Genomic DNA, 18,488 nt, shown 5'->3' on the forward strand with positions numbered 1-18,488 from the left:
GCAGTAATGTACGGAGTTGACCAGTACTAATCGGTCGAGGGCTTGACCAAAAAGCAGGTAAAAGATTCCAAAGGATGTCAGCATGTATGTGGTTTTGAAGGTACAATAATCTGGCCCGGTGGCTCAGTTGGTTGGAGCGCCGCCCTGTCACGGCGGAGGTCGAGAGTTCGAGTCTCTTCCGGGTCGCTGCTGTAATCAGCGAATTAAATAATATGGGATCTTAGCTCAGCTGGGAGAGCATCTGCCTTACAAGCAGAGGGTCATAGGTTCGAGCCCTATAGGTCCCATAGATATCATGGATGGATTCCCGAGTGGCCAAAGGGGGCAGACTGTAAATCTGTTGGCAACGCCTTCGAAGGTTCGAATCCTTCTCCATCCACTTGAATAAATAATTATTCATAAGTGGCCAGTAGACGGTTACGTGCCGATGTGGCTCAATTGGCAGAGCAGCTGATTTGTAATCAGCAGGTTATCGGTTCGAGTCCGATCATCGGCTTTTTAATTTCTAATTTAATAATGCCGCGGGGTGGAGCAGTCTGGAAGCTCGTCGGGCTCATAACCCGAAGGTCATAGGTTCAAATCCTATTCCCGCTACTTATGCCCAGATAGCTCAGTTGGTAGAGCAGAGGACTGAAAATCCTCGTGTCGCTGGTTCGATTCCGGCTCTGGGCATTAGCTTTGACTAAAAAAGCTAACGAAAAGAATATGGGATATTAGCTCAGTTGGTAGAGCACTTGACTTTTAATCAAGTTGTCCGGGGTTCGAATCCCCGATGTCTCATGAAAAAGAAAATCCGTAAATCCTTATAAACAAAGGACTTACGGATTATTTTTTTTCCATATTTATGGCCGGATGATCGAACCGGCTTTTTCCATTGTTTCAACAATTTCATACATGTTAGTAACAGTACCGATCTGCAGCTGTTCCTTCAGATTATAGAAATCAAGGCAGGTGCCGCAGGTCATAATCTTTACACCCTGTGTCTCTAAAGTGTTCAGATCTTCCAGGGAATCAGATCCGGTACAGGTAAGATAAGCCCCGGAATTGTAACATAGAATGGTTTCCGGAAGTACATCCTGTTTTGTAAGGGCAAAAATAAAAGCTTTCATTAAGGCCTTTCCAAGCTTTTCATCACCAGTACCCATAGTGTTTCCAGAAAGAACTACCACAGTTCCCTGTCTACGGGCATCCGGACTGCAAACAGCAGCTTCTGAGGAGCTTGGAGAACAAGCTGTCACTTCCATAGTTACAGAATAATTTGTTTCGTTTTCTTTGCTGGAAACGGCTTCAAATCCACGGCTGGCAGCAAATTTAAGCAGATTCTGTACAGCGATCTCATTGTCTACAAGAATGGTTAGAGAACCACCTTGCTGCATTTCCTCAGATTTCTTTTTGGCATTTACAACTGGAAGAGGGCATGCCATACCTCTTGCATCAAAAGTAATTTTTTCCATTTTTTTTACTCCTTTATGTTATAAATCATCCGCATATGATCAAATGTATGCGGTTTTTGACCTTGATAACTGATGCTTGAATTTAAATCATGCATTGATAGATACCTTCCGGCTGAACCTGGATATAGTCGAGCAGCGTCTGAATGTTCTTTTCATTATTAACATCTGTACTCCAGGCCAGTCCGCAGCTGGCAGAAATCATCCTGGGCACCGGGATCAGACCACCGGAAATCTGTTTTTCTTTACAGGACTGTTCCAGAAGTAGTGCATCAGTTGTAGAAGAAAAGGTGATTACCAGACGCAATTTCCTGGAAATCATGACGGTTGCTCCTGACTGCTTATAATCTTCTGGGGGCATAGAGTACCCTGTACCACTGGTTCGATGGTACCTTCCATGAGTCTGTGTACTACTGTCATGCCGCCATTATCCCGGAAAGTGGCAAAAATTAGTTTGTTGGCCAGTTCCTCTGTTACAGATTCCAGCCCTTCCATGATCATTCCCTTGCCAGGTGTTTCCAGGAAGCGGATCTGGATCTGTTCGTCCTGGAAAAAGATCTGGATCTTTCGACTGACACACTCCTCCAGAAAGGTAAGGGTAAGCTTAAGTACAGGGATATCATTTTCGTCAGAGGTGAATTCACCGGATGTGGCGATCAGGTAAGGCTCTTCATGGATCGTGAGCCAGGTCTGTCTGGCAGTTGAAAAACCTACCGGGATTTGGTGAAGGGTATCACCTTCCAGAAACAGTACGTAAAATATGCCTTTTTCATAGGAAAAAGAAATTTCCCTCAGCCCCTCCGTCATATTATTGTGGAAAACCTGTATAAACAGTGGAAAAAGGCCAACAGATTGTGGAGAAAGCTGATAAGTTCGTCCATTAAGCTGTCTGAACATAGTATACGGATCCGGCTGGCAGTTTATAGTACAAGGTTTTCCTGGATATCTGGCAGATATTCTGGCTGATTTAGGCCAGCCGCCATGAATGGCAGGAGCTTTACCGCCGGTCTGGATAGAACCGATCAGTTTCTGCAGAATACCATAAGCACTTGGGTCCTCTGGCAACTGTTCTTCTGGCATATATTCCACAGGAAAATATTTGCGGATGATATTCAGCATAACACAATTCTGGAACAGCTCGTTGTTCCCTGCATTGGTTACAAGTACCATGTCCATATCCGGATAAACAACCACATTTTGACCAAGCATTCCATTAAATTCAAAGCTTCCGGGCCGCTGCTCCATCCAGATCTGATAGCCGTATCCAAACGTACCTGGAATGCTGTCTGTATGCTTCTGTGTGGAGGTTTCTACCCATGGTGCAGGAATGATCTGCTGACCATTCCACATGCCTTTTTGCAGGTAAAGCTGGCCAAGCTTTGCCATGTCCTCCATGCATAGGAAAAGTCCCCATCCCCCTTTGGTGATCCCTTTGGGACAAGTTTCCCATAGATATCGCGTGATCCCAAGAGGCTCAAAAAGCCGTGGTTTTAGATAATCCGTCAGAGTTTCGCCGGTACGTTTGGTAACAATGGCGGACAATACATAAGTATTCAGGCTGTTGTACTGGAACGTGGTGCCAGGGCGGCCTGAAACCTGGGAGTTTAGATAGCTTCCAAGCCAGTCATTGCCTGAAACAATGCCGGATTCGTTAAAGGTCACACCGCTGGTCATGGTAAGAAGATTATCCACCGTAATGACGGGACGGAGCACCTTGGTAAAAGGATTCAGCTGATCCTCAAAAATCTTATATATATTTTCGTCCAGGGTAAGCTTTCCTTCGTTTACAAGCAGACCAATAGCCATAGAGGTAATGCTTTTGCACATGGAATGGGTAATGTGCCACATGCCGGCCGGATAAGGGGCAAAATTACATTCACAGATCACTTTTCCATGTCGCAGTACCATCAGATGATGCATATCTGTATATTTGGAGCTGTAAAGCTCACGGATCATAGCACTAAGCAGGCGGGAAGATACGCCCTGACTTTCCGGGGTTGCTCTTGGAAAAGGCTGTTCATAGGGCAAATCCTCCGGGAATTTTTTCTTTTGCGGAAAAAATTCTACACGGCTTACATTTTCTGTTTTTCCAAGGATCAGATTCATGATCAGTTCCGCTACTGCAAGTTGTTCTTTGGCCATAGACAACCTCCTGATATCAGAATTTATTATTGCCATCATAAAACTGACAGACAACTCTTTTTATGCATTATACTCATTTTGCTTAAAAAAAGCAATGAATGTCTCTGGAATTTATAATATCCCCCAATGCCATCCTGGCACCATATTCTTTTTCTTAAGATATGCTTTCAATATGCTTACAATCCTGTGACGTATATTGTGTTTTATCTGCAATTTCTATATAATCATATTATACGAAGGAGAGAAAAGTATGAATTACAGAAAAATGATAAAAAGAAAGGCAAGAATTTCAGTCAAAGAACATTATGGCATCTGGGTGGTGCTGTGTCTAGTACTTATGATCATTTCCGGCGGAAGGTTTGTAGATTACAGTATTGCCAGGACAGAAGTAACAGCCAGGTTGAACCTGCCATTCAAAGTAAAAGATCCGGTAAGTGAGGAGATTTATGAGGAAGATCCTGGAATGGGCAGTCAGTTTATAGCTATTCTGAAGAATTTATTTGACGGAAACAGAGAAGAAGGAAGACGTCTGGCAGATGAACGGATACAGAAGCAGGTAAACTCCTCAAAGGATAACAAGAAAGCTGTGCTGGGGCATAGCCGGGGAATGCTTTCAAAGATCGTAAATAAGATCACATCCGGAGCATTTATCGTGTCGATTGCTGTGGCGATTTCTTCTATTGTTGGCTCGGACAGTGCTGCAGTGATCATATTGATACTAGTCAGTCTGGTGATCGTTTTCCTGGTTTGGTTTTTGTTTATCAATGTATATAAGGTTATCATGGTACGTATGTTTATGGAAGGCATGCGCTATGAAAAAATCCATACACAGAGGGTATTTTATCTTCTGAAGGTACGGAAATGGGTTCAGGCAAGTTTGACCATGTGTGTGATGCGGACATATAAATTGTTATGGTGGTTTACGATCGTGGGGGGATTGATCAAACACTATTCGTATTTTATGGTTCCTTATATCGTGGCTGAGAATCCGGAGCTTGGAGCAAATGAAACGATCACGCTATCCAGAAAGATGATGAATGGGCATAAATGGGAATTGTTCACGCTGGAACTTTCCTTTTTGGGATGGGAAATTCTGGGAGCCTTTACAGGCTGGATCGTGAGTATACTTATTACAAGACCTTACAAAGAAACTACCATGTGTGAATATTATGCCAGGCTGCGGAAGATAGGAAAAGAAAAGAAAATTCCAGGCAGTCAGCTTTTAAATGACCGGTATCTTTTTGAAATACCTTCACAGGAAATGCTTTCGATGGCATATGGAGATGTGCTCAAGAAACAGGAAAGCGAAGAAGACATTTTGGCTTCTATGAGAGGAATCCACAGATTTATGATCAAGAATCTGGGCATCGTATTCTTTGGTGACAAAAAAGAACGGGAATTTGAAAAGAAGCAGGCGGAAATGCTGCAGGGGACAGAATTGCGAGAGGCTTATGAAGGCAAGATCTATCCTTCCAGGCTGGGGCCTCTTTCGGAAAAAAATAAGAATACCAGGCAATGGCTTTCCCAGATCAATTATATGCGCTGTTATTCTGTATGGTCAGTGATCATGGTCTTTTTTATCATGTCCTGTGGAGGCTGGATCTGGGAGGTCAGTCTTCACCTGATCACAAACGGAACCATAGTAAACCGTGGGGTTCTACATGGTCCATGGCTGCCGATATATGGAAGCGGGAGTGTACTGATCCTGTTATTGCTGTACAGGTTCCGAAATGATCCTGCAATAGAATTTGTAATGACCATGGTGGTTTGTGGTGGGGTAGAATATCTTACTTCCTATGTACTGGAACTTATAAACGGTAAAAGATGGTGGGATTATTCAGGTTATTTTCTTAACCTGAATGGCAGGATCTGTGCAGAAGGACTGCTGATCTTTGGCGTAGGAGGCCTGGTGATCATTTATGTGCTGGCCCCTCTTCTGGACAATCTGGTACAGCGAATGAATCACAAGCTGCTTGTAGTATTATGTGTAAGCCTGATCTGTGTTTTCCTGACAGACCAGGGATATTCATCCAGATATCCTAACAGCGGAAAGGGAGTTACTACTGTTACCAAGGAAAGGATCGTAAAGGACCGTAAATAACAGCAAATAACAGTAAATAACAGTCCCTTTTTCCTTATGGCGGGTGATGAACTGCTGTCCCATTACTGAAAATGTACAGTGATGGGGCAGATCTCACAGTTGGTGCCTACTCTCATATCCGGTCCCCACACACCTACACCTGAAGTAACAATATTGTGCATATTGTCTTTTTTCAGATAACCAAATGAATTTTCCCAGAACAGATGGATAAAAAGATTTCCGGGGAAGATCTGGCCGTCATGGGTATGGCCGCAAAGATCCAGGTCTGCTCCGGCATCTGCAGTTTCCTGCAGCTGTTTGGGCTGATGGTCAATGAAAATAACCGGTTTATCAAGATCAAGGTCTTTGGTCAGCTGAGCCGGGGAAAGTCGTTGCCCGCCAAGCTTATGGGTACGGGAAGAATCATTTCGTCCTACAACATAAAATTTATCATCGATCAATTCTGCTTCGTCTGTAAGAAGATGAATATTGGCATCTCTAAGCAGCTGCTCCATACGCGGATCGGCCTGATCTTTTTTCTTTCCGCCAAAAGTAAATCCGGCAAGAATCGGTTCATCCAGGTCATGGTTGCCCCAGCAGGCATATACCCCATATCTGGATTTAATGGATTTCAATGCGTTACACACTCCTTCAGGATCGCTGATGGCATCGTAATCATTATCAAAAATATCCCCTGCAATGCAGACAATATCCGGATCCTGGGCATTGATCTTTTCTGCCATTTTCTGGGCATGACGGCAGTTAATGCTGTAACCGAAATGGGTATCTGCAAGAAGGACGATCTTAAGGGAATCCATGTCCTTCACTTTTTTGTTGACGGTCACTTCATAAGGCGTTACTTTGATGGTACCTACATGCAGGATACCGTAAACGCTGATGAGAATGATCAGTGCCATACAGACAAAGCCTGTGATCACGAAGGTGCTGCGAAATTCCAGAAATCGGGCATGAAATACATACTTAAGGATCAGGCGTATAAGGTCGCCTACTACAATTACTAAAATAATGTAGAGAAATGTGCCGAGAAAATAGTTGCCAGTGGTTTTCAGGATGCGGTGAAGAAATTCCGGCTTGTTGATCAGAAAGCCTGTAAGCAGTGAAGAGGCTATCAGAATATAAAAAATGATAAATATAGCGCGGAAGACTGCAGACTGGAAAATATGGCTGCAGGCACCCATCCAGCGGATCATCCAACGAACCACATAAACATTCACAAGAATATAAAATGGTGCCAGTAAAAAAGCTGTCATGGTTATGTAACCCCCAAATGTGAGATTTGCGGTAACTGATCAGTGACTTCGCAGTTACGATTTATTTTGTTTAGTATACCGCAATTTTGACAGGGATACAATATTCAATCCTTACCGCTATTACGGTCATAGTATAATTTTATGAGAAAAAAACATATACTGAAAAAAAGACAACCGGGAAATAGCTTATGAAGGAAAAGATCAGAAATATCCTATGCAGCCTGCCTGTACTTCTGGTACTCCCGTATCTTATGGTTATCATAGTAAATGGAGCAGAACAGGCACTTACAGTACATACTTTTGATCCTGAAGAATGGATCGCCTGCATGCTGGAAGGACAGATACCTGCAGGATATGAGATGGAAGCAGTAAAAGCCCAGGCAGTGGTCACAAGAACCAATTTTTATGATGAAATGTATGAGGGCAGCAGCCTGCGTGATATTGTGATAAAGCGGCGGGAGTATGGAATGTCAGCCGGAAAATTTCCAGAGCTTTTTTTTCGGAAAAAAGAAGAATGCTATGAGGAAGCGGTACATGAAACGGAAAATATGGTGCTTACATGGAATGAGGAATTGAAGCTGGTTCCCTATCACCAGATCAGCAGTGGAAGCACCAGGGATGGCCAGGAGGCTTTTCACAGTCAAGAATACAGCTATCTGAAATCTGTGGACAGCAGTGAAGATAAAAAAGCGGAGGAGTATTTATCTTCTTTTTATATCCCTGCATCACAGATGCCCAAGGTACTGGAAATCCGGGAAAGGGACTCCAAAGGATATGTAAGCTGGATGCTGGCAGATGGAAAGCCTGTTGAGGGAGAAGCCTTCCGTACCGGACTTGGGTTGGCTTCAGCGGATTTTAAAGTGCAGAAAATAGGCAGCAGGTATCGTTTTTTGTGCAAGGGAAAAGGTCATGGACTTGGATACTCACAATATGGGGGAAATTGTCTGGCAAAAGCAGGATATGGCTGGGAACACATTCTTCAGACTTATTTTCCTGAAATGGAAATAAAAAATATTGTACAGATTCCAAAAGCTGGTGTATAGCCGGCGAAATTTCTGGACACCCTATAATTACAGGTGGAGCAGCGAACAGGCTCTGGATTACGATGATAGAGGTGAAAAGAATATGAAGAAAAACAGAACAATGAAGGTTATTTTCAATGTTGGGGCGCTGGCTGTGCTGGCAGCACTTGGGATCAGTGCGTATCAGCTTGGAACATCCAAAAATGGGGAGATCATTCAGGAGATCCTGCCAATGGAAAGTGTTCAGGAAAGTGATGCCAAGGAAGACGAGACAAAAGAGGAGGCCAGTGCACAGGCAGATACCCGTCTGGTGCAGGCGGAAACAGATAGTGGCAGCATCACAGCAGGAGAAAATCTGATACAAGAAGAGACACAGACAGATGTTATCAAAACTGCTTCGTCTGCAGAAGCAGCTGCAGAAACAGGAGCCAGTGGAACTACCGCATTAAACATGGCACCGGAGATCCTTTTTTCAGAGGATACATTAATGGAGTGGCCGGTAAATGGAAATATCCTGATTGATTACAGCATGGACAATACTACGTATTTTCCTACGCTGGATCAGTACAGATTAAGCTCCGGTATTGCTGTCCAGGCAGTGCAGGGAGCCCCGGTCCAGTCTGCGGTTAATGGAAAGGTACTGACTATCGCACAGGACGCACAGACAGGGACAACGGTTACTATGGAACTTGGAAACGGATATCAGGCGATATACGGTCAGCTGACAGATCTGCAGGTAGAGCAGGGTGATACAGTGAAAAAGGGTACAACCATCGGATATATAGGTACACCTACAAAATATTACAGTAAAGAGGGTAGTAATCTGTACTTTGCAATGAAGAAAGACGGAAAGCCAATTGACCCGATCGTATATCTGCCATAGGGATTCACAAAAAGTAAGAGAGCACGTATAATAAAGAAGGTAGGAAAATATGCGGCCGGTTTCCCTGCCAACAGAGATATTACGGAAATCCTGATAAGATACGCTTCTTACCGGCTGCTTTTATATAGAAAAGGGGTAACAGTTCAGTATCCTTACAGTTACAAAAAGGGAATGCCAAGGCATTCCTTTACATAGAAAGCCAGGGATTATAAATGAATTATACTTATATGGTGAAATGTGCAGACGGAAGCCTGTATACTGGTTGGACAAATTGTCTGAGGAAACGGCTGCAGGCACATAATAAAGGCCAGGATGGGGCAAAATACACCCGCACAAAGCGTCCGGTGACGCTAGTTTATTACGAGGGGTATGAGACGAAGCAGGAAGCAATGCAAAGAGAATATGCAATCAAGCAGCTGACCAGAAAACAGAAACTGGAGCTGCTTGATTTTTAACTTATAATGGCATGCGGGCAACGAAGGAATACATAAGGATGAAGTGGCATGCACTGCCTAGCATGATAAATACATGGAAGATCTCATGGGAACCAAAGTTCTTGTGTCTGGAATTAAATAGCGGAAGCTTTAAGGCGTAGATCACACCGCCTACTGTGTAGATCAGCCCTCCTGCAAGAAGCCAGCCAAAGGCTGCTCTTGGAAGTGCTGTGAAAATCGGCATAAATGCCAGTACACACAGCCATCCCATGCCGATATAGAGCAGGGACGAAAGCCATTTGGGACAAGTTACCCAAAAGCCTTTGAAAAGGATCCCAAGAATGGCAACTGTCCAGACCATTGCACACAGAATATAGCCGATGTGATTATGAAGGACGATCAGACATACAGGTGTGTAGCTGCCGGCGATCATTACAAAGATCATCATATGATCCATCTTGCGCAGCCTGCGGTTGACTTTTTCGGTAGAATCTACGGAGTGGTAAATAGTACTGGCTGCATATAGAAGCATCATTGTAAGGATAAATATGCTAAGGGCAGCCAGGTGCAGGTGATCTGTACAGCCAGCTGCACGGATCAGCAGTGGTGCTGCGCCCGCCGCTGCAAGCAGAAATGCGATACCATGAGTAATGGCGCTGCCAGGATCTTTTAATTTGAATTTCATGTGAAAACCTCCTTTGAATGATTACAGGAATTCTATGATTTAAAATATTTACGTGGCATCAAAAATATAAAAAAAATAACGTAGCATCAAAAACATTTGCATGTAGTATTCAAAACTATATAACAAGCATATGAATACTATAACATGAATATTATAAAAAGCAAGTCTTTTTTTATATTTTATCAGTCTTTTTTTATTTTTTATCAGGTTGACGAAACTTTTTTTCATGTTAGAATGAAACAATATGGTAACGGATGGAAAAGGAGTATACATGAAAAAGGAGAAGCTATGGGAGAAAGATTGAAAAAAGACAACATAATGACCATTCCCAATCTGATGAGTTTGTTCAGGATCCTATTGATACCGGCTATTATATGGTTGTACAGAAGAGGAGATTATAAACAGGCGATTGTTGTGGTGGCACTGTCTGCACTGACCGATGTGTTGGACGGAAAGGTGGCTCGCAGATTTCACATGGTTTCTGATGTAGGTAAGGTGCTGGATCCTGTAGCCGACAAGCTGACACAGGTGTCTATGATTTTCTGTCTTTCCTCCAGATATCAAAGACTTTGGGTGATGATCCTTTTATTTGCTGTAAAGGAAGGAATCATGCTTTACTGGGGATATCAGACTCTGAAGGTGAGAGATCAGATCAACAGTGCAAAATGGTACGGGAAGCTTAGTACAGTAGTTTTGTATCTGGTGATGACTGTTTTATTTTTCTGGCAGGAGATTCCAGACGGGCTGGCCTGGTTTCTGATCGTTTTCTGTGCTGGAATTATGCTTATGTCACTGGTTCTGTATGGAAGATTTTATCACGGGATCCTGAAGATGCATTTTCTGGATACAGAAGTAAAACAAAAGGATGAAAAGACGATATCAAAGACAATATAAATAAAGGCTAATAAATAAAAGTTAAAAAATAAAAGCAAAAAAATAAAAGCTAATAAATAAAATGTGTAATGGGGAAGATAGATGAAGGTAACAGAAGAGCTTCTGAACAAGATGAAGCAGGACAGTAATTTTAGTGACGGGATCATTATGCCGGATGGAGATTACCGGCTGATCCAGGACGGCGGACATATGGAGGCTTTGATGGGATTACTGCCCTACACTTCGGATGAGATATTCAAAATGGTGCCACAGGATGATTCACCACTGTTTTGGCTGATCGAGAAGACAGGATGTGTGATCACAGACTATAATTCCACTGTGGGGATGGATATGACCCATGAGCAGGAACGGGTATTTCAGGCATTGGTTGCCCATGGGTTTATTTCCAGTGAGTATTTTAACCTGTCCAGTCAGAGAAAAAAGTTCCACGATCAGGAAAAACAAAAAGACAAAACAGTTCCCAGTCTCTGAACATCCTCCTGAGTGGTTGCCCAGCTTGTTACGAAACGGATCACGGTATGGGAATCATCATATTTTTCCCAGAAAATGCATTCAACCTGGGACAGGAGACGATCCATTACAGAATTATCTATAATGCAGAAAATCTGATTGGTGGGAGAATCATAACACAGCTGAAATCCATTGCTCTTCAACATGTCCCGGATCTGATCGGCTGCCGAAATGGCAGACTTCCCGATATGCTCGTAAAGATGGTTGGTAAACAAAGTATCAAACTGAATACCTAACAGCCTGCCTTTGGCCAGCAGGGCACCATGCTGTTTGATAATGGTAAAGAAATGAGGAATCAGTCCGGGAACAGTGATCACGACTGCCTCACCGAATAAAGCACCGCATTTGGTGCCGCCAATATAAAATACATCACAAAGGGCTGCAAGGTCTTGCAATGACAGGTCGTTTTGGGGGCAGGCAAGTGCATAAGCCAGCCTGGCTCCGTCCAGGTATAAAGGAATCTGGTGCTGGCGGCAGATCCGGCTGATCTCTTCAAGTTCTGAGTGGGAATATAATGTGCCATATTCTGTGGGATGGGAGATATAAACCATTCCAGGCATAACTATATGGTCATGGTTCGCATCCTGATCGTAATCCACGAGAAACCGGGATAATTCTGCTGCATCAATCTTCCCGTTATGGGAAGGAAGAGTAAGAACCTTGTGACCGCAGGCTTCTACTGCTCCGGCTTCATGTGTGGCAATATGTCCTGTGCTGGCAGAAACTACGCCCTGATAGCTTTTAAGAATTGCAGAGATCACAGTGGCATTTGTTTGTGTGCCGCCGGTAAGAAGGAAAACCTGTGCCTCCGGTTTCCGGCAGGCTGATTTGATCTTTTTACAGGCAGAACGTGTATAATCGTCCAGTCCGTATCCTGGAGTTTTGATCAGATTTGTTTCTGTAAGCTTTTCTAGGATCGCCGGATGGCAACCCTCCATATAGTCGCATGCAAATGATAAATTTGTATTCATATTTATAATGCTCCTTAAGTTCGATATTAGAGATGTGAGGCATAAATCTATATGCTTTGTTGTTCCTTTTTATTTTAATGCAAAAAGAAGCAAAGTGCAAAGACTTTTGCAGGCTGTGATTTGATGTGATTTGATAAGACTTTCGTAAATTGTGATTTTTAGGTTATGATTTTGGTAAGCTGTGATTTTGACGCATAATTCCTCTTGTTTTTCGCATACTATCCATACAGCACAAATTATGGAAAGTATGTAAGAAGCAGGAGGGATTTTTTATATGAAAGCTACAGGAATTGTCCGCAGGATCGATGATCTGGGCAGGGTTGTGATCCCAAAGGAGATCAGGCGGACATTACGGATCAAAGAAGGTACGCCTTTGGAAATTTTTACAGACAGGGAAGGTGAAATTATCCTGAAAAAATATTCACCAATAGGGGAGCTGAGTACCTTTGCAAAAGAATATGCAGAAGTACTGTCGCAGACAACGGGAATGGTTTCCTGTATTACAGATCACGACCAGGTGATAGCGGCAGCAGGCCAGGGAAGCAAAGAGTATGTAGGAAAAGAGATCAGCAGTGAATTGGAAGAAGTGATCTTTGCACGGGAAATGAAACTGTCCGGAGCACAGGACAGAAAGAAAGTGGCCATTACTACAGAACAGGTGAAAAACTCCCTGGCGCAGATCATACAGCCGATTATAAGCTCTGGAGATGCCATAGGAAGTGTGATCCTGATCGGGAAAAATGACAGGGAAACCATAGGAAACAGTGAAAAGCTTCTGGTTCAGACCGCTGCCGGTTTTCTGGGAAGGCAGATGGAGCAGTAGGATCAGAAGGGACGAAGGGCATAGTATTCTTCAAGCGTTTGACCGGTAAGGGCCAGGTAATTGGAAAGTGCCCGGGTAACGTAGCGGATGTGCCAAGGCTCCCAGGGAAAACCAGTAATGTTTTCTTTTCCTTTGGGATAGCGGATGATGAACCCAAAAAGAGAAGCATTTCTGGATAGCCATGATCCTTCGCTGGTAAAGGCAAATTCCTCAGTGAGAGCAAAGCCTGCTTCTGCGCAGGAAACATCCAGGGCAAGGCCACTTTGATGTTCGCTTGTACCAGGGGCAGCAACATAAGGATTCTGCCCATACAGCTGTTTCTGACACTGGTAGGAACGGTATCCGGAAATACCATAAAGGTTCAACCCATCTCTTTGGGCACTTTGAAACAGGCGAAGTGCAGCCTGGGCAGTACGGATCTCAAGAAGACGCCTGGAATCCTGGGAGGATGCCTGAAAGGGCAGTCCGATATCTGTAAGCTGCTTGGGGACGTACCCCTCGGGAAGAGGATGTTTTCCATTGATCAGACGGGTGTAAGAATCATAACGCATAATAAAAAGCCCCCTTTCCCTTTTATGTTTATGCAAAAAGGGAAGGGGGTATTCCTGTTTTTTAAAAATCCAGATCCTTCTGGCTCATTTCTTCGATCAATTCTTTCTTCATGGTATACAGCTTTGGAGAAAGGTCTACATAAACCTTCTGAGGATTTACAAAACGTCTGGATTCATCCCATAAGGTTTCCTGTTCTTTCAGACAGATATCCCGCAGTTCCATCACAGATGGAGAAGTGTACACGCGGCGTCCCTCGCGGATTACAGGAACCAGAAGCTCACGAAGCTGGTAGGTACCGCCAAGCACTTTTGTCTTTTTCCAGGTATCTACCGGATCGAAAATGATCATGGTATCATTTTCATCCAGCTTCTCGTGTGCCAGGCAAATCAGGTCTGCTTTGATCTTGCCTGTGGATTTGCTGTAGATACGATAAACGGTTTTGTTGCCTGGGTTTGTCACTTTTGCTGTATTCTCAGACAATTTGATCTTGGGAATAAATTCCTGTGTCTCCGGATCCCTGACAGCAGATAATTTATATACGCCTCCAAAGGCAGGATTGTCATTAGCAGTGATCAGTCGTGTGCCAACGCCCCAGGAATTGATCTTTGCATCCTGGGCTTTCAGGCTTTCAATCAGGTATTCGTCCAGGTCGCTGGAAGCAGAGATGGTGGCATCGTCAAAGCCGGCAGCAGCAAGCATCTTGTATGCTTCTTTGGACAGATAAGCCAGATCTCCGCTGTCAATACGGATACCGTATCTGGTAAGCGGAATGCCTTCTTCACGCATCTCTTCAAATACACGGATGGCATTGGGAACACCGGACTTCAGCACATCATAGGTGTCCACCAGAAGGATGCAGGCATTGGGGTAAAGCTTTGCATAGGTCTTAAATGCAGTATATTCATCTGGAAAGCTCATGATCCAGGAATGGGCATGGGTGCCAAGCACAGGTACATCAAACATCTGTCCTGTAAGAACACAGGAAGTACCGATACAGCCTCCGATCACAGCAGCACGGGCACCAAAGATACCAGCATCCGGTCCCTGGGCACGACGAAGACCAAATTCCATAATGCCATCGCCTTTGGCTGCATAGCATACACGGGCTGCTTTTGTTGCGATCAGACTCTGGTGGTTGATGATGTTCAGAATCGCTGTTTCCACAAGCTGGGCTTCCATAATAGGCGCAATAACTTTTACCATAGGTTCTCTGGGGAAGATCACAGTTCCCTCGGGGATGGCATAGATATCACCTGTAAAATGAAAATTACTCAGATATTCAAGAAAATCCTCTTCAAAAAGGTGAAGGTTGCGAAGATAATCAATATCCTCTTTTGTAAAGTGAAGATTTTCGATGTATTCGATCATCTGCTCCAGACCGGCACAGATAGCGAATGCGCCGCCACAGGGATTGTCTCTGTAAAACATGTCAAAAACTACGGTCTGATCCGTCGGATTTTTAAAATAACCCTGCATCATGGTAAGTTCATAAAGATCCGTTAGCAGAGTCAGATTATTTGCTCTCATGTGTTTTCTCCTCATTCATTATAAATTTCCGTATCGCTATGGTAATATAAGCCTGTAACTTTTCAGTAGGAAGTCTCATCATAACTGTGAGAATACTGAACAGCTACGTACAAGAATGCCTCTGCAATCCTGCCGGAGGCTATATCAGCTGGGGGATTGACTCCCACCACTGATACTAGCTTGTTTCTCACCACCTATAGAGGTGGGAGTCATCTCCCAGCTGATATACTAAGTGCTCACATTATATCACATTCGGATAAAAGATAAAGGTTTGATGTAAAAATATTAAAAAAAGGTATTTGAAAAATATTAAAAAAAATAAAAAAATATAAAAAAAGGGCTTGCATTTCTGTGAGGAGTATTATATAATACCACTTGTCGCAAGCGAGAAGCGCATTGCGAAAGAGAATTTAGGGCTATCGCCAAACGGTAAGGCAACGGACTCTGACTCCGTCATTTCAAGGTTCGAATCCTTGTAGCCCTGCTAAGTAAAGCATCTCAGACGAGGTGCTTTTTTCGTATTGTGAAAAGTCCCAGAAGCTACAGATTTAAAGGGCACTGAAAAAGTCTGATTCTAAAAAAGCCCAATTCTTTTTTAGAATCAGACTTTTTCAGTGCCCTTAATTAATATAAGAATTGCTATAATAGACATTCCAATTCCCGTTGTTCTGCATAACTTCTTTTCATCATACTTTTCCTTTTCTTCTTTTGAAGCCATATTGTATCCAGAAATAAACCAACTTCCGTGCCCAGAAAGTAAAATTATAGAAAGTACAGCAAATACCACAAAGACAATCCATATTATCCAGTCTGGACCCGTAGCTAAATCTGCTAATTTCATATAAATGCCCTCCTTAACTTCCGATTGTTATAATCTTTTTCAACTCCACCTTCTTGCCCTTCGGACAAGAAGTATCCCTCGCTCAAAGAGTTCGGTCAATTCCGATTCGAAATCAAATTTACATTATTAACAAATTCATCACCAAATTAACCATAATATCTTTCTCCTTTGGATCTGACTCTGCAATCATTAATGTTATTGCTACTAATGCACCATCACTTACTCTTTTTTGATCAGCTTTGTAAAGTATATTATTTCGAGCCAAAAATTCCAAAAATAACGATGCAGCAATTCTCTTGCATCCATCAGCATAAGGATGATCTTTTATCATAAAATACAAAAGATTGGCTGCTTTCTCTTCTAAGGAAGGATAAACATCTCCTCCAAAAACATTTTGATAAACTGCTGCAAGAATACCTTCAACTTTTCCCTTTTCTTTCTCAATCCCAAAGACATCCGAGTGAAATGAATCTTCCATTGCATTCACCATATTTCGGCAATCTTCATATGTAATTCTATAGATAGCCTTGCTTCCAGTAGGCTTTTTAAGTGATTGATGATCATACTGATCTAACAGCATCAAAGCATTTGTATATAAGCTAACAGCTTTCAACACCTCTGCTTCATCTACTTCCAAAGTACATGCAAGCATTTTTGTTTGGATATTTATTGTTCGTTGTAAAGCTTCTAATCTTTTTTCATTGATTGCATACCCCTGTATGATATACTGTTTTAGAACACTATTAGCCCATTTTCTAAATTCTACTCCTCGATTAGATTTCACTCTATAGCCTATAGAAATAATCATATCTAAATTATAATGTTCAACTTGATACACTTTTCCATCTGAAGCAGTTGTCGCAAAATTTGCGACAACTGAATTATCCAACTCTTCTTTTAATGCATTATTAATATGTTTCCCAATTGTCTTTACATCTCTTCCAAACAATTCGGCTAACTGTTTTCTATTAAGCCATACAGTATTATTTTTTATAGGCACAGTTAACTTTATTTCTTTATCGGCAGTTTCAAACAAAATTAATTCATTCTCCATGTTTGCTTTCCCTTCTGAAAATACAAAAAAATGCCAACAGTTAAAACGAATTCAATAATAAATTTTCCGTTTTTTTAATTTTCTATAATTTAGCCCTACAAATTGAATTTATCGTCTTGTTCCATTCTTATCAAAATTCTTTTTTAATGCTATTTCTGTTGGGAGAATAGACCCAATTAAAGGAATAAGTTGAACACCACAGATAATTCCTCCTATACTCCCAACACAATCTTCATTTTTTCCAATCACTAAAAGCATGAATATTACTGTTATCGGCAACATAACCATTCCACAGACATACCAGACTTTACCACAATATTTATGAGCAAATTCCCATGTGTCTTTGTTCTTCATAGACATCGAAGTCCGATATCCAAATACTGAATTTATTTCCTTTGGAGCCTTTTTCATAAAATATCTTCCAAAACCAATCATCGTAAATGGAAGAAGCAAATCCATAATCAACATAAAAATCCAAAACCCCATTGTAAACCTCCTTTACTACAACTTCCGAGTTATCTTACTCTTTTTATATTCCTACCGCCTACTCTTCTGGATAAAGGCAAGCCTTAATTAAATTGCTTAGTCAGTTATATTTCGATGTTTGCCTTACAAACCTCGAATAATGTTCAAATAATCCTGCCGCTGATCTACGACAGCGTATATAGTGACTTCTTTTCGGGCTTCATTAACTTTATAAAATACAAGGTCTTTTTCAAGAACCAAAACCTTATAACCCTGACGTTTTAATACCAGGTATCTCGGATTAATTCCAAGATTTGGATTATCCCCTAGTTGTTGTATTCGATCTTCTATTTCGTCTAGCTTTTTCAATGCCACATCATTGCCGAAATTCTGTGCAATATATAATATAATCTTTCGCAGACCAGCATCTGCAGTATCAGTACGAACAATATTGTATTTCAAGCTTAGCCCTCCTGCAGCATAGCACGTAAATCATTAAAAGTTTCGCTGATTGGCTCAACACGACCATTCTTTACGTCATCTTCTGCTTCAGCAAGGATTTCAAGTAATTCTATTCTTGATTTCATATTCTTGTATTCTTCATAAGACAAGGACACTGTATCGCCTCTTCCATTTACAGTAATGATAACTGCTTCTTTTCCCTCACGGCACTGCTTTGAAATTTCATTATAATGATTCCTTAAATCTGCTGATGGTCTGATAGCTTCTTGTATAGCAAACATAATACGCACCTCCTATTATTATATATAAAAATTATATCATTCATTGCCTATATTTTCAACGCTATTTCCATACTTGAAAAAATCCCCTAAAATGAAACTTTAAATTCCACCGCCCGCTTATGCGGTGGAATTTACCCTAA

19 protein-coding genes, 8 tRNA genes and 1 pseudogene are annotated in these 18,488 nt (G+C 42.1%); 15 read left to right on the forward strand and 13 right to left on the reverse strand.

Going from position 1 to position 18,488, the window contains the following annotated elements:
- Positions 1 to 112: 112 nt before the first annotated feature.
- The 7 genes from G5B11_RS16770 (at position 113) to G5B11_RS16800 (ending at position 780) form a co-directional block, all read left to right on the forward strand.
- Positions 113 to 186 (forward strand) — tRNA-Asp (locus G5B11_RS16770).
- A 28-nt stretch (positions 187 to 214) separates the two neighbouring features.
- Positions 215 to 287, forward strand: a tRNA-Val gene (locus G5B11_RS16775).
- Between the two features lie 10 nt (positions 288 to 297).
- Positions 298 to 379 (forward strand) — tRNA-Tyr (locus G5B11_RS16780).
- Between the two features lie 44 nt (positions 380 to 423).
- Positions 424 to 496 (forward strand) — tRNA-Thr (locus G5B11_RS16785).
- Between the two features lie 24 nt (positions 497 to 520).
- A tRNA-Met gene (locus G5B11_RS16790) sits at positions 521 to 594 on the forward strand.
- Between the two features lie 5 nt (positions 595 to 599).
- Positions 600 to 672, forward strand: a tRNA-Phe gene (locus tag G5B11_RS16795).
- Between the two features lie 35 nt (positions 673 to 707).
- Positions 708 to 780: transfer RNA gene (locus G5B11_RS16800), tRNA-Lys, on the forward strand.
- 62 nt (positions 781 to 842) lie between these two features.
- Here G5B11_RS16800 and yedF read toward each other — a convergent pair.
- The 3 genes from yedF to G5B11_RS16815 all read right to left on the reverse strand — a co-directional run bounded on the left by yedF (position 843) and on the right by G5B11_RS16815 (position 3,593).
- On the reverse strand, positions 843 to 1,454 hold the full coding sequence (gene yedF, locus G5B11_RS16805; protein WP_173729140.1) for a sulfurtransferase-like selenium metabolism protein YedF: 612 nt from the start codon (positions 1,452 to 1,454) through the stop codon (positions 843 to 845).
- Positions 1,455 to 1,536: 82 nt separating this feature from the next.
- Complete coding sequence (locus G5B11_RS16810) at positions 1,537 to 1,773, reverse strand: DUF3343 domain-containing protein (RefSeq protein ID WP_173729141.1); 237 nt, start codon at positions 1,771 to 1,773, stop codon at positions 1,537 to 1,539.
- Positions 1,770 to 3,593, reverse strand: coding sequence for a serine hydrolase domain-containing protein (locus G5B11_RS16815; RefSeq protein WP_173729142.1), 1,824 nt, complete (start codon positions 3,591 to 3,593; stop codon positions 1,770 to 1,772). Before G5B11_RS16815 ends, G5B11_RS16810 begins: the two co-directional genes overlap by 4 nt.
- Before the next feature lie 250 nt (positions 3,594 to 3,843).
- On the opposite strand from G5B11_RS16815, the gene G5B11_RS16820 reads away from it, so the two are divergent.
- Complete coding sequence (locus tag G5B11_RS16820; RefSeq protein ID WP_191868131.1) at positions 3,844 to 5,694, forward strand: DUF975 family protein; 1,851 nt, start codon at positions 3,844 to 3,846, stop codon at positions 5,692 to 5,694.
- Between the two features lie 62 nt (positions 5,695 to 5,756).
- On the opposite strand, the gene G5B11_RS16825 is transcribed toward G5B11_RS16820, so the two are convergent.
- Positions 5,757 to 6,944 carry a metallophosphoesterase gene (locus G5B11_RS16825; RefSeq protein ID WP_173729143.1) on the reverse strand — a complete coding sequence of 396 codons (1,188 nt, stop codon included), beginning with the start codon at positions 6,942 to 6,944 and terminating at the stop codon, positions 5,757 to 5,759.
- 188 nt (positions 6,945 to 7,132) lie between these two features.
- Here G5B11_RS16825 and G5B11_RS16830 point away from each other — a divergent pair, with 188 nt between their 5' ends.
- The 3 genes from G5B11_RS16830 (at position 7,133) to G5B11_RS16840 (ending at position 9,304) form a co-directional block, all read left to right on the forward strand.
- Positions 7,133 to 7,987: a SpoIID/LytB domain-containing protein gene (locus G5B11_RS16830; RefSeq protein WP_173729144.1), complete on the forward strand. Its 855-nt coding sequence runs from the start codon at positions 7,133 to 7,135 to the stop codon at positions 7,985 to 7,987.
- Positions 7,988 to 8,069: 82 nt separating this feature from the next.
- Positions 8,070 to 8,849 (forward strand): M23 family metallopeptidase, encoded by a 780-nt coding sequence (locus G5B11_RS16835; RefSeq protein WP_173729145.1) that lies wholly within the window; start codon positions 8,070 to 8,072, stop codon positions 8,847 to 8,849.
- Positions 8,850 to 9,061: 212 nt separating this feature from the next.
- The gene (locus G5B11_RS16840) at positions 9,062 to 9,304 is read left to right on the forward strand and encodes a GIY-YIG nuclease family protein (protein ID WP_158421502.1); all 243 of its coding nucleotides are present in this window, start codon (positions 9,062 to 9,064) and stop codon (positions 9,302 to 9,304) included.
- A 1-nt stretch (position 9,305) separates the two neighbouring features.
- Here G5B11_RS16840 and trhA read toward each other — a convergent pair whose 3' ends face one another.
- Complete coding sequence (gene trhA / locus G5B11_RS16845; protein WP_173729146.1) at positions 9,306 to 9,968, reverse strand: PAQR family membrane homeostasis protein TrhA; 663 nt, start codon at positions 9,966 to 9,968, stop codon at positions 9,306 to 9,308.
- 288 nt (positions 9,969 to 10,256) lie between these two features.
- On the opposite strand from trhA, the gene G5B11_RS16850 reads away from it, so the two are divergent.
- On the forward strand, positions 10,257 to 10,862 hold the full coding sequence (locus G5B11_RS16850) for a CDP-alcohol phosphatidyltransferase family protein (RefSeq protein ID WP_173729147.1): 606 nt from the start codon (positions 10,257 to 10,259) through the stop codon (positions 10,860 to 10,862).
- Between the two features lie 81 nt (positions 10,863 to 10,943).
- Complete coding sequence (locus tag G5B11_RS16855) at positions 10,944 to 11,333, forward strand: hypothetical protein (RefSeq protein ID WP_158421499.1); 390 nt, start codon at positions 10,944 to 10,946, stop codon at positions 11,331 to 11,333.
- On the opposite strand, the gene G5B11_RS16860 is transcribed toward G5B11_RS16855, so the two are convergent.
- Positions 11,294 to 12,343 (reverse strand): threonine aldolase family protein, encoded by a 1,050-nt coding sequence (locus tag G5B11_RS16860; RefSeq protein ID WP_173729148.1) that lies wholly within the window; start codon positions 12,341 to 12,343, stop codon positions 11,294 to 11,296. The two genes, G5B11_RS16855 and G5B11_RS16860, sit on opposite strands and share 40 nt — an antisense overlap.
- 274 nt (positions 12,344 to 12,617) lie before the next feature.
- Here G5B11_RS16860 and spoVT point away from each other — a divergent pair, with 274 nt between their 5' ends.
- Positions 12,618 to 13,166, forward strand: coding sequence for a stage V sporulation protein T (gene spoVT, locus G5B11_RS16865; RefSeq protein ID WP_173729149.1), 549 nt, complete (start codon positions 12,618 to 12,620; stop codon positions 13,164 to 13,166).
- 2 nt (positions 13,167 to 13,168) lie between these two features.
- On the opposite strand, the gene G5B11_RS16870 is transcribed toward spoVT, so the two are convergent.
- Both G5B11_RS16870 and G5B11_RS16875 read right to left on the reverse strand, forming a co-directional pair.
- Complete coding sequence (locus tag G5B11_RS16870) at positions 13,169 to 13,717, reverse strand: M15 family metallopeptidase (protein ID WP_158421496.1); 549 nt, start codon at positions 13,715 to 13,717, stop codon at positions 13,169 to 13,171.
- Between the two features lie 61 nt (positions 13,718 to 13,778).
- Positions 13,779 to 15,245 (reverse strand): nicotinate phosphoribosyltransferase, encoded by a 1,467-nt coding sequence (locus tag G5B11_RS16875; RefSeq protein WP_173729150.1) that lies wholly within the window; start codon positions 15,243 to 15,245, stop codon positions 13,779 to 13,781.
- A 412-nt stretch (positions 15,246 to 15,657) separates the two neighbouring features.
- Here G5B11_RS16875 and G5B11_RS16880 point away from each other — a divergent pair.
- Positions 15,658 to 15,729, forward strand: a tRNA-Gln gene (locus tag G5B11_RS16880).
- A 132-nt stretch (positions 15,730 to 15,861) separates the two neighbouring features.
- Here G5B11_RS16880 and G5B11_RS16885 read toward each other — a convergent pair.
- From G5B11_RS16885 to G5B11_RS16905, 5 genes and pseudogenes are all read right to left on the reverse strand, one after another.
- A pseudogene (locus G5B11_RS16885) lies at positions 15,862 to 16,086 on the reverse strand (DUF3784 domain-containing protein); the annotation flags it as partial.
- A gap of 118 nt (positions 16,087 to 16,204) precedes the next feature.
- Positions 16,205 to 17,140: a RhuM family protein gene (rhuM, locus tag G5B11_RS16890; protein WP_118254254.1), complete on the reverse strand. Its 936-nt coding sequence runs from the start codon at positions 17,138 to 17,140 to the stop codon at positions 16,205 to 16,207.
- A gap of 108 nt (positions 17,141 to 17,248) precedes the next feature.
- Entirely contained in the window at positions 17,249 to 17,626 is a 378-nt protein-coding gene (locus G5B11_RS16895; RefSeq protein ID WP_003864540.1) for an SdpI family protein, read from the reverse strand.
- A gap of 123 nt (positions 17,627 to 17,749) precedes the next feature.
- Positions 17,750 to 18,067, reverse strand: a complete 318-nt coding sequence (locus tag G5B11_RS16900; RefSeq protein ID WP_173729151.1) for a type II toxin-antitoxin system RelE/ParE family toxin — start codon at positions 18,065 to 18,067, stop codon at positions 17,750 to 17,752.
- Between the two features lie 2 nt (positions 18,068 to 18,069).
- Positions 18,070 to 18,348, reverse strand: a complete 279-nt coding sequence (locus G5B11_RS16905; RefSeq protein WP_173729152.1) for a type II toxin-antitoxin system Phd/YefM family antitoxin — start codon at positions 18,346 to 18,348, stop codon at positions 18,070 to 18,072.
- Positions 18,349 to 18,488: the final 140 nt, after the last annotated feature.

Origin of the sequence: Blautia glucerasea (assembly GCF_013304385.1) — a bacterium.
Taxonomy (GTDB): Bacteria; Bacillota; Clostridia; order Lachnospirales; family Lachnospiraceae; genus Blautia_A; species Blautia_A ammoniilytica.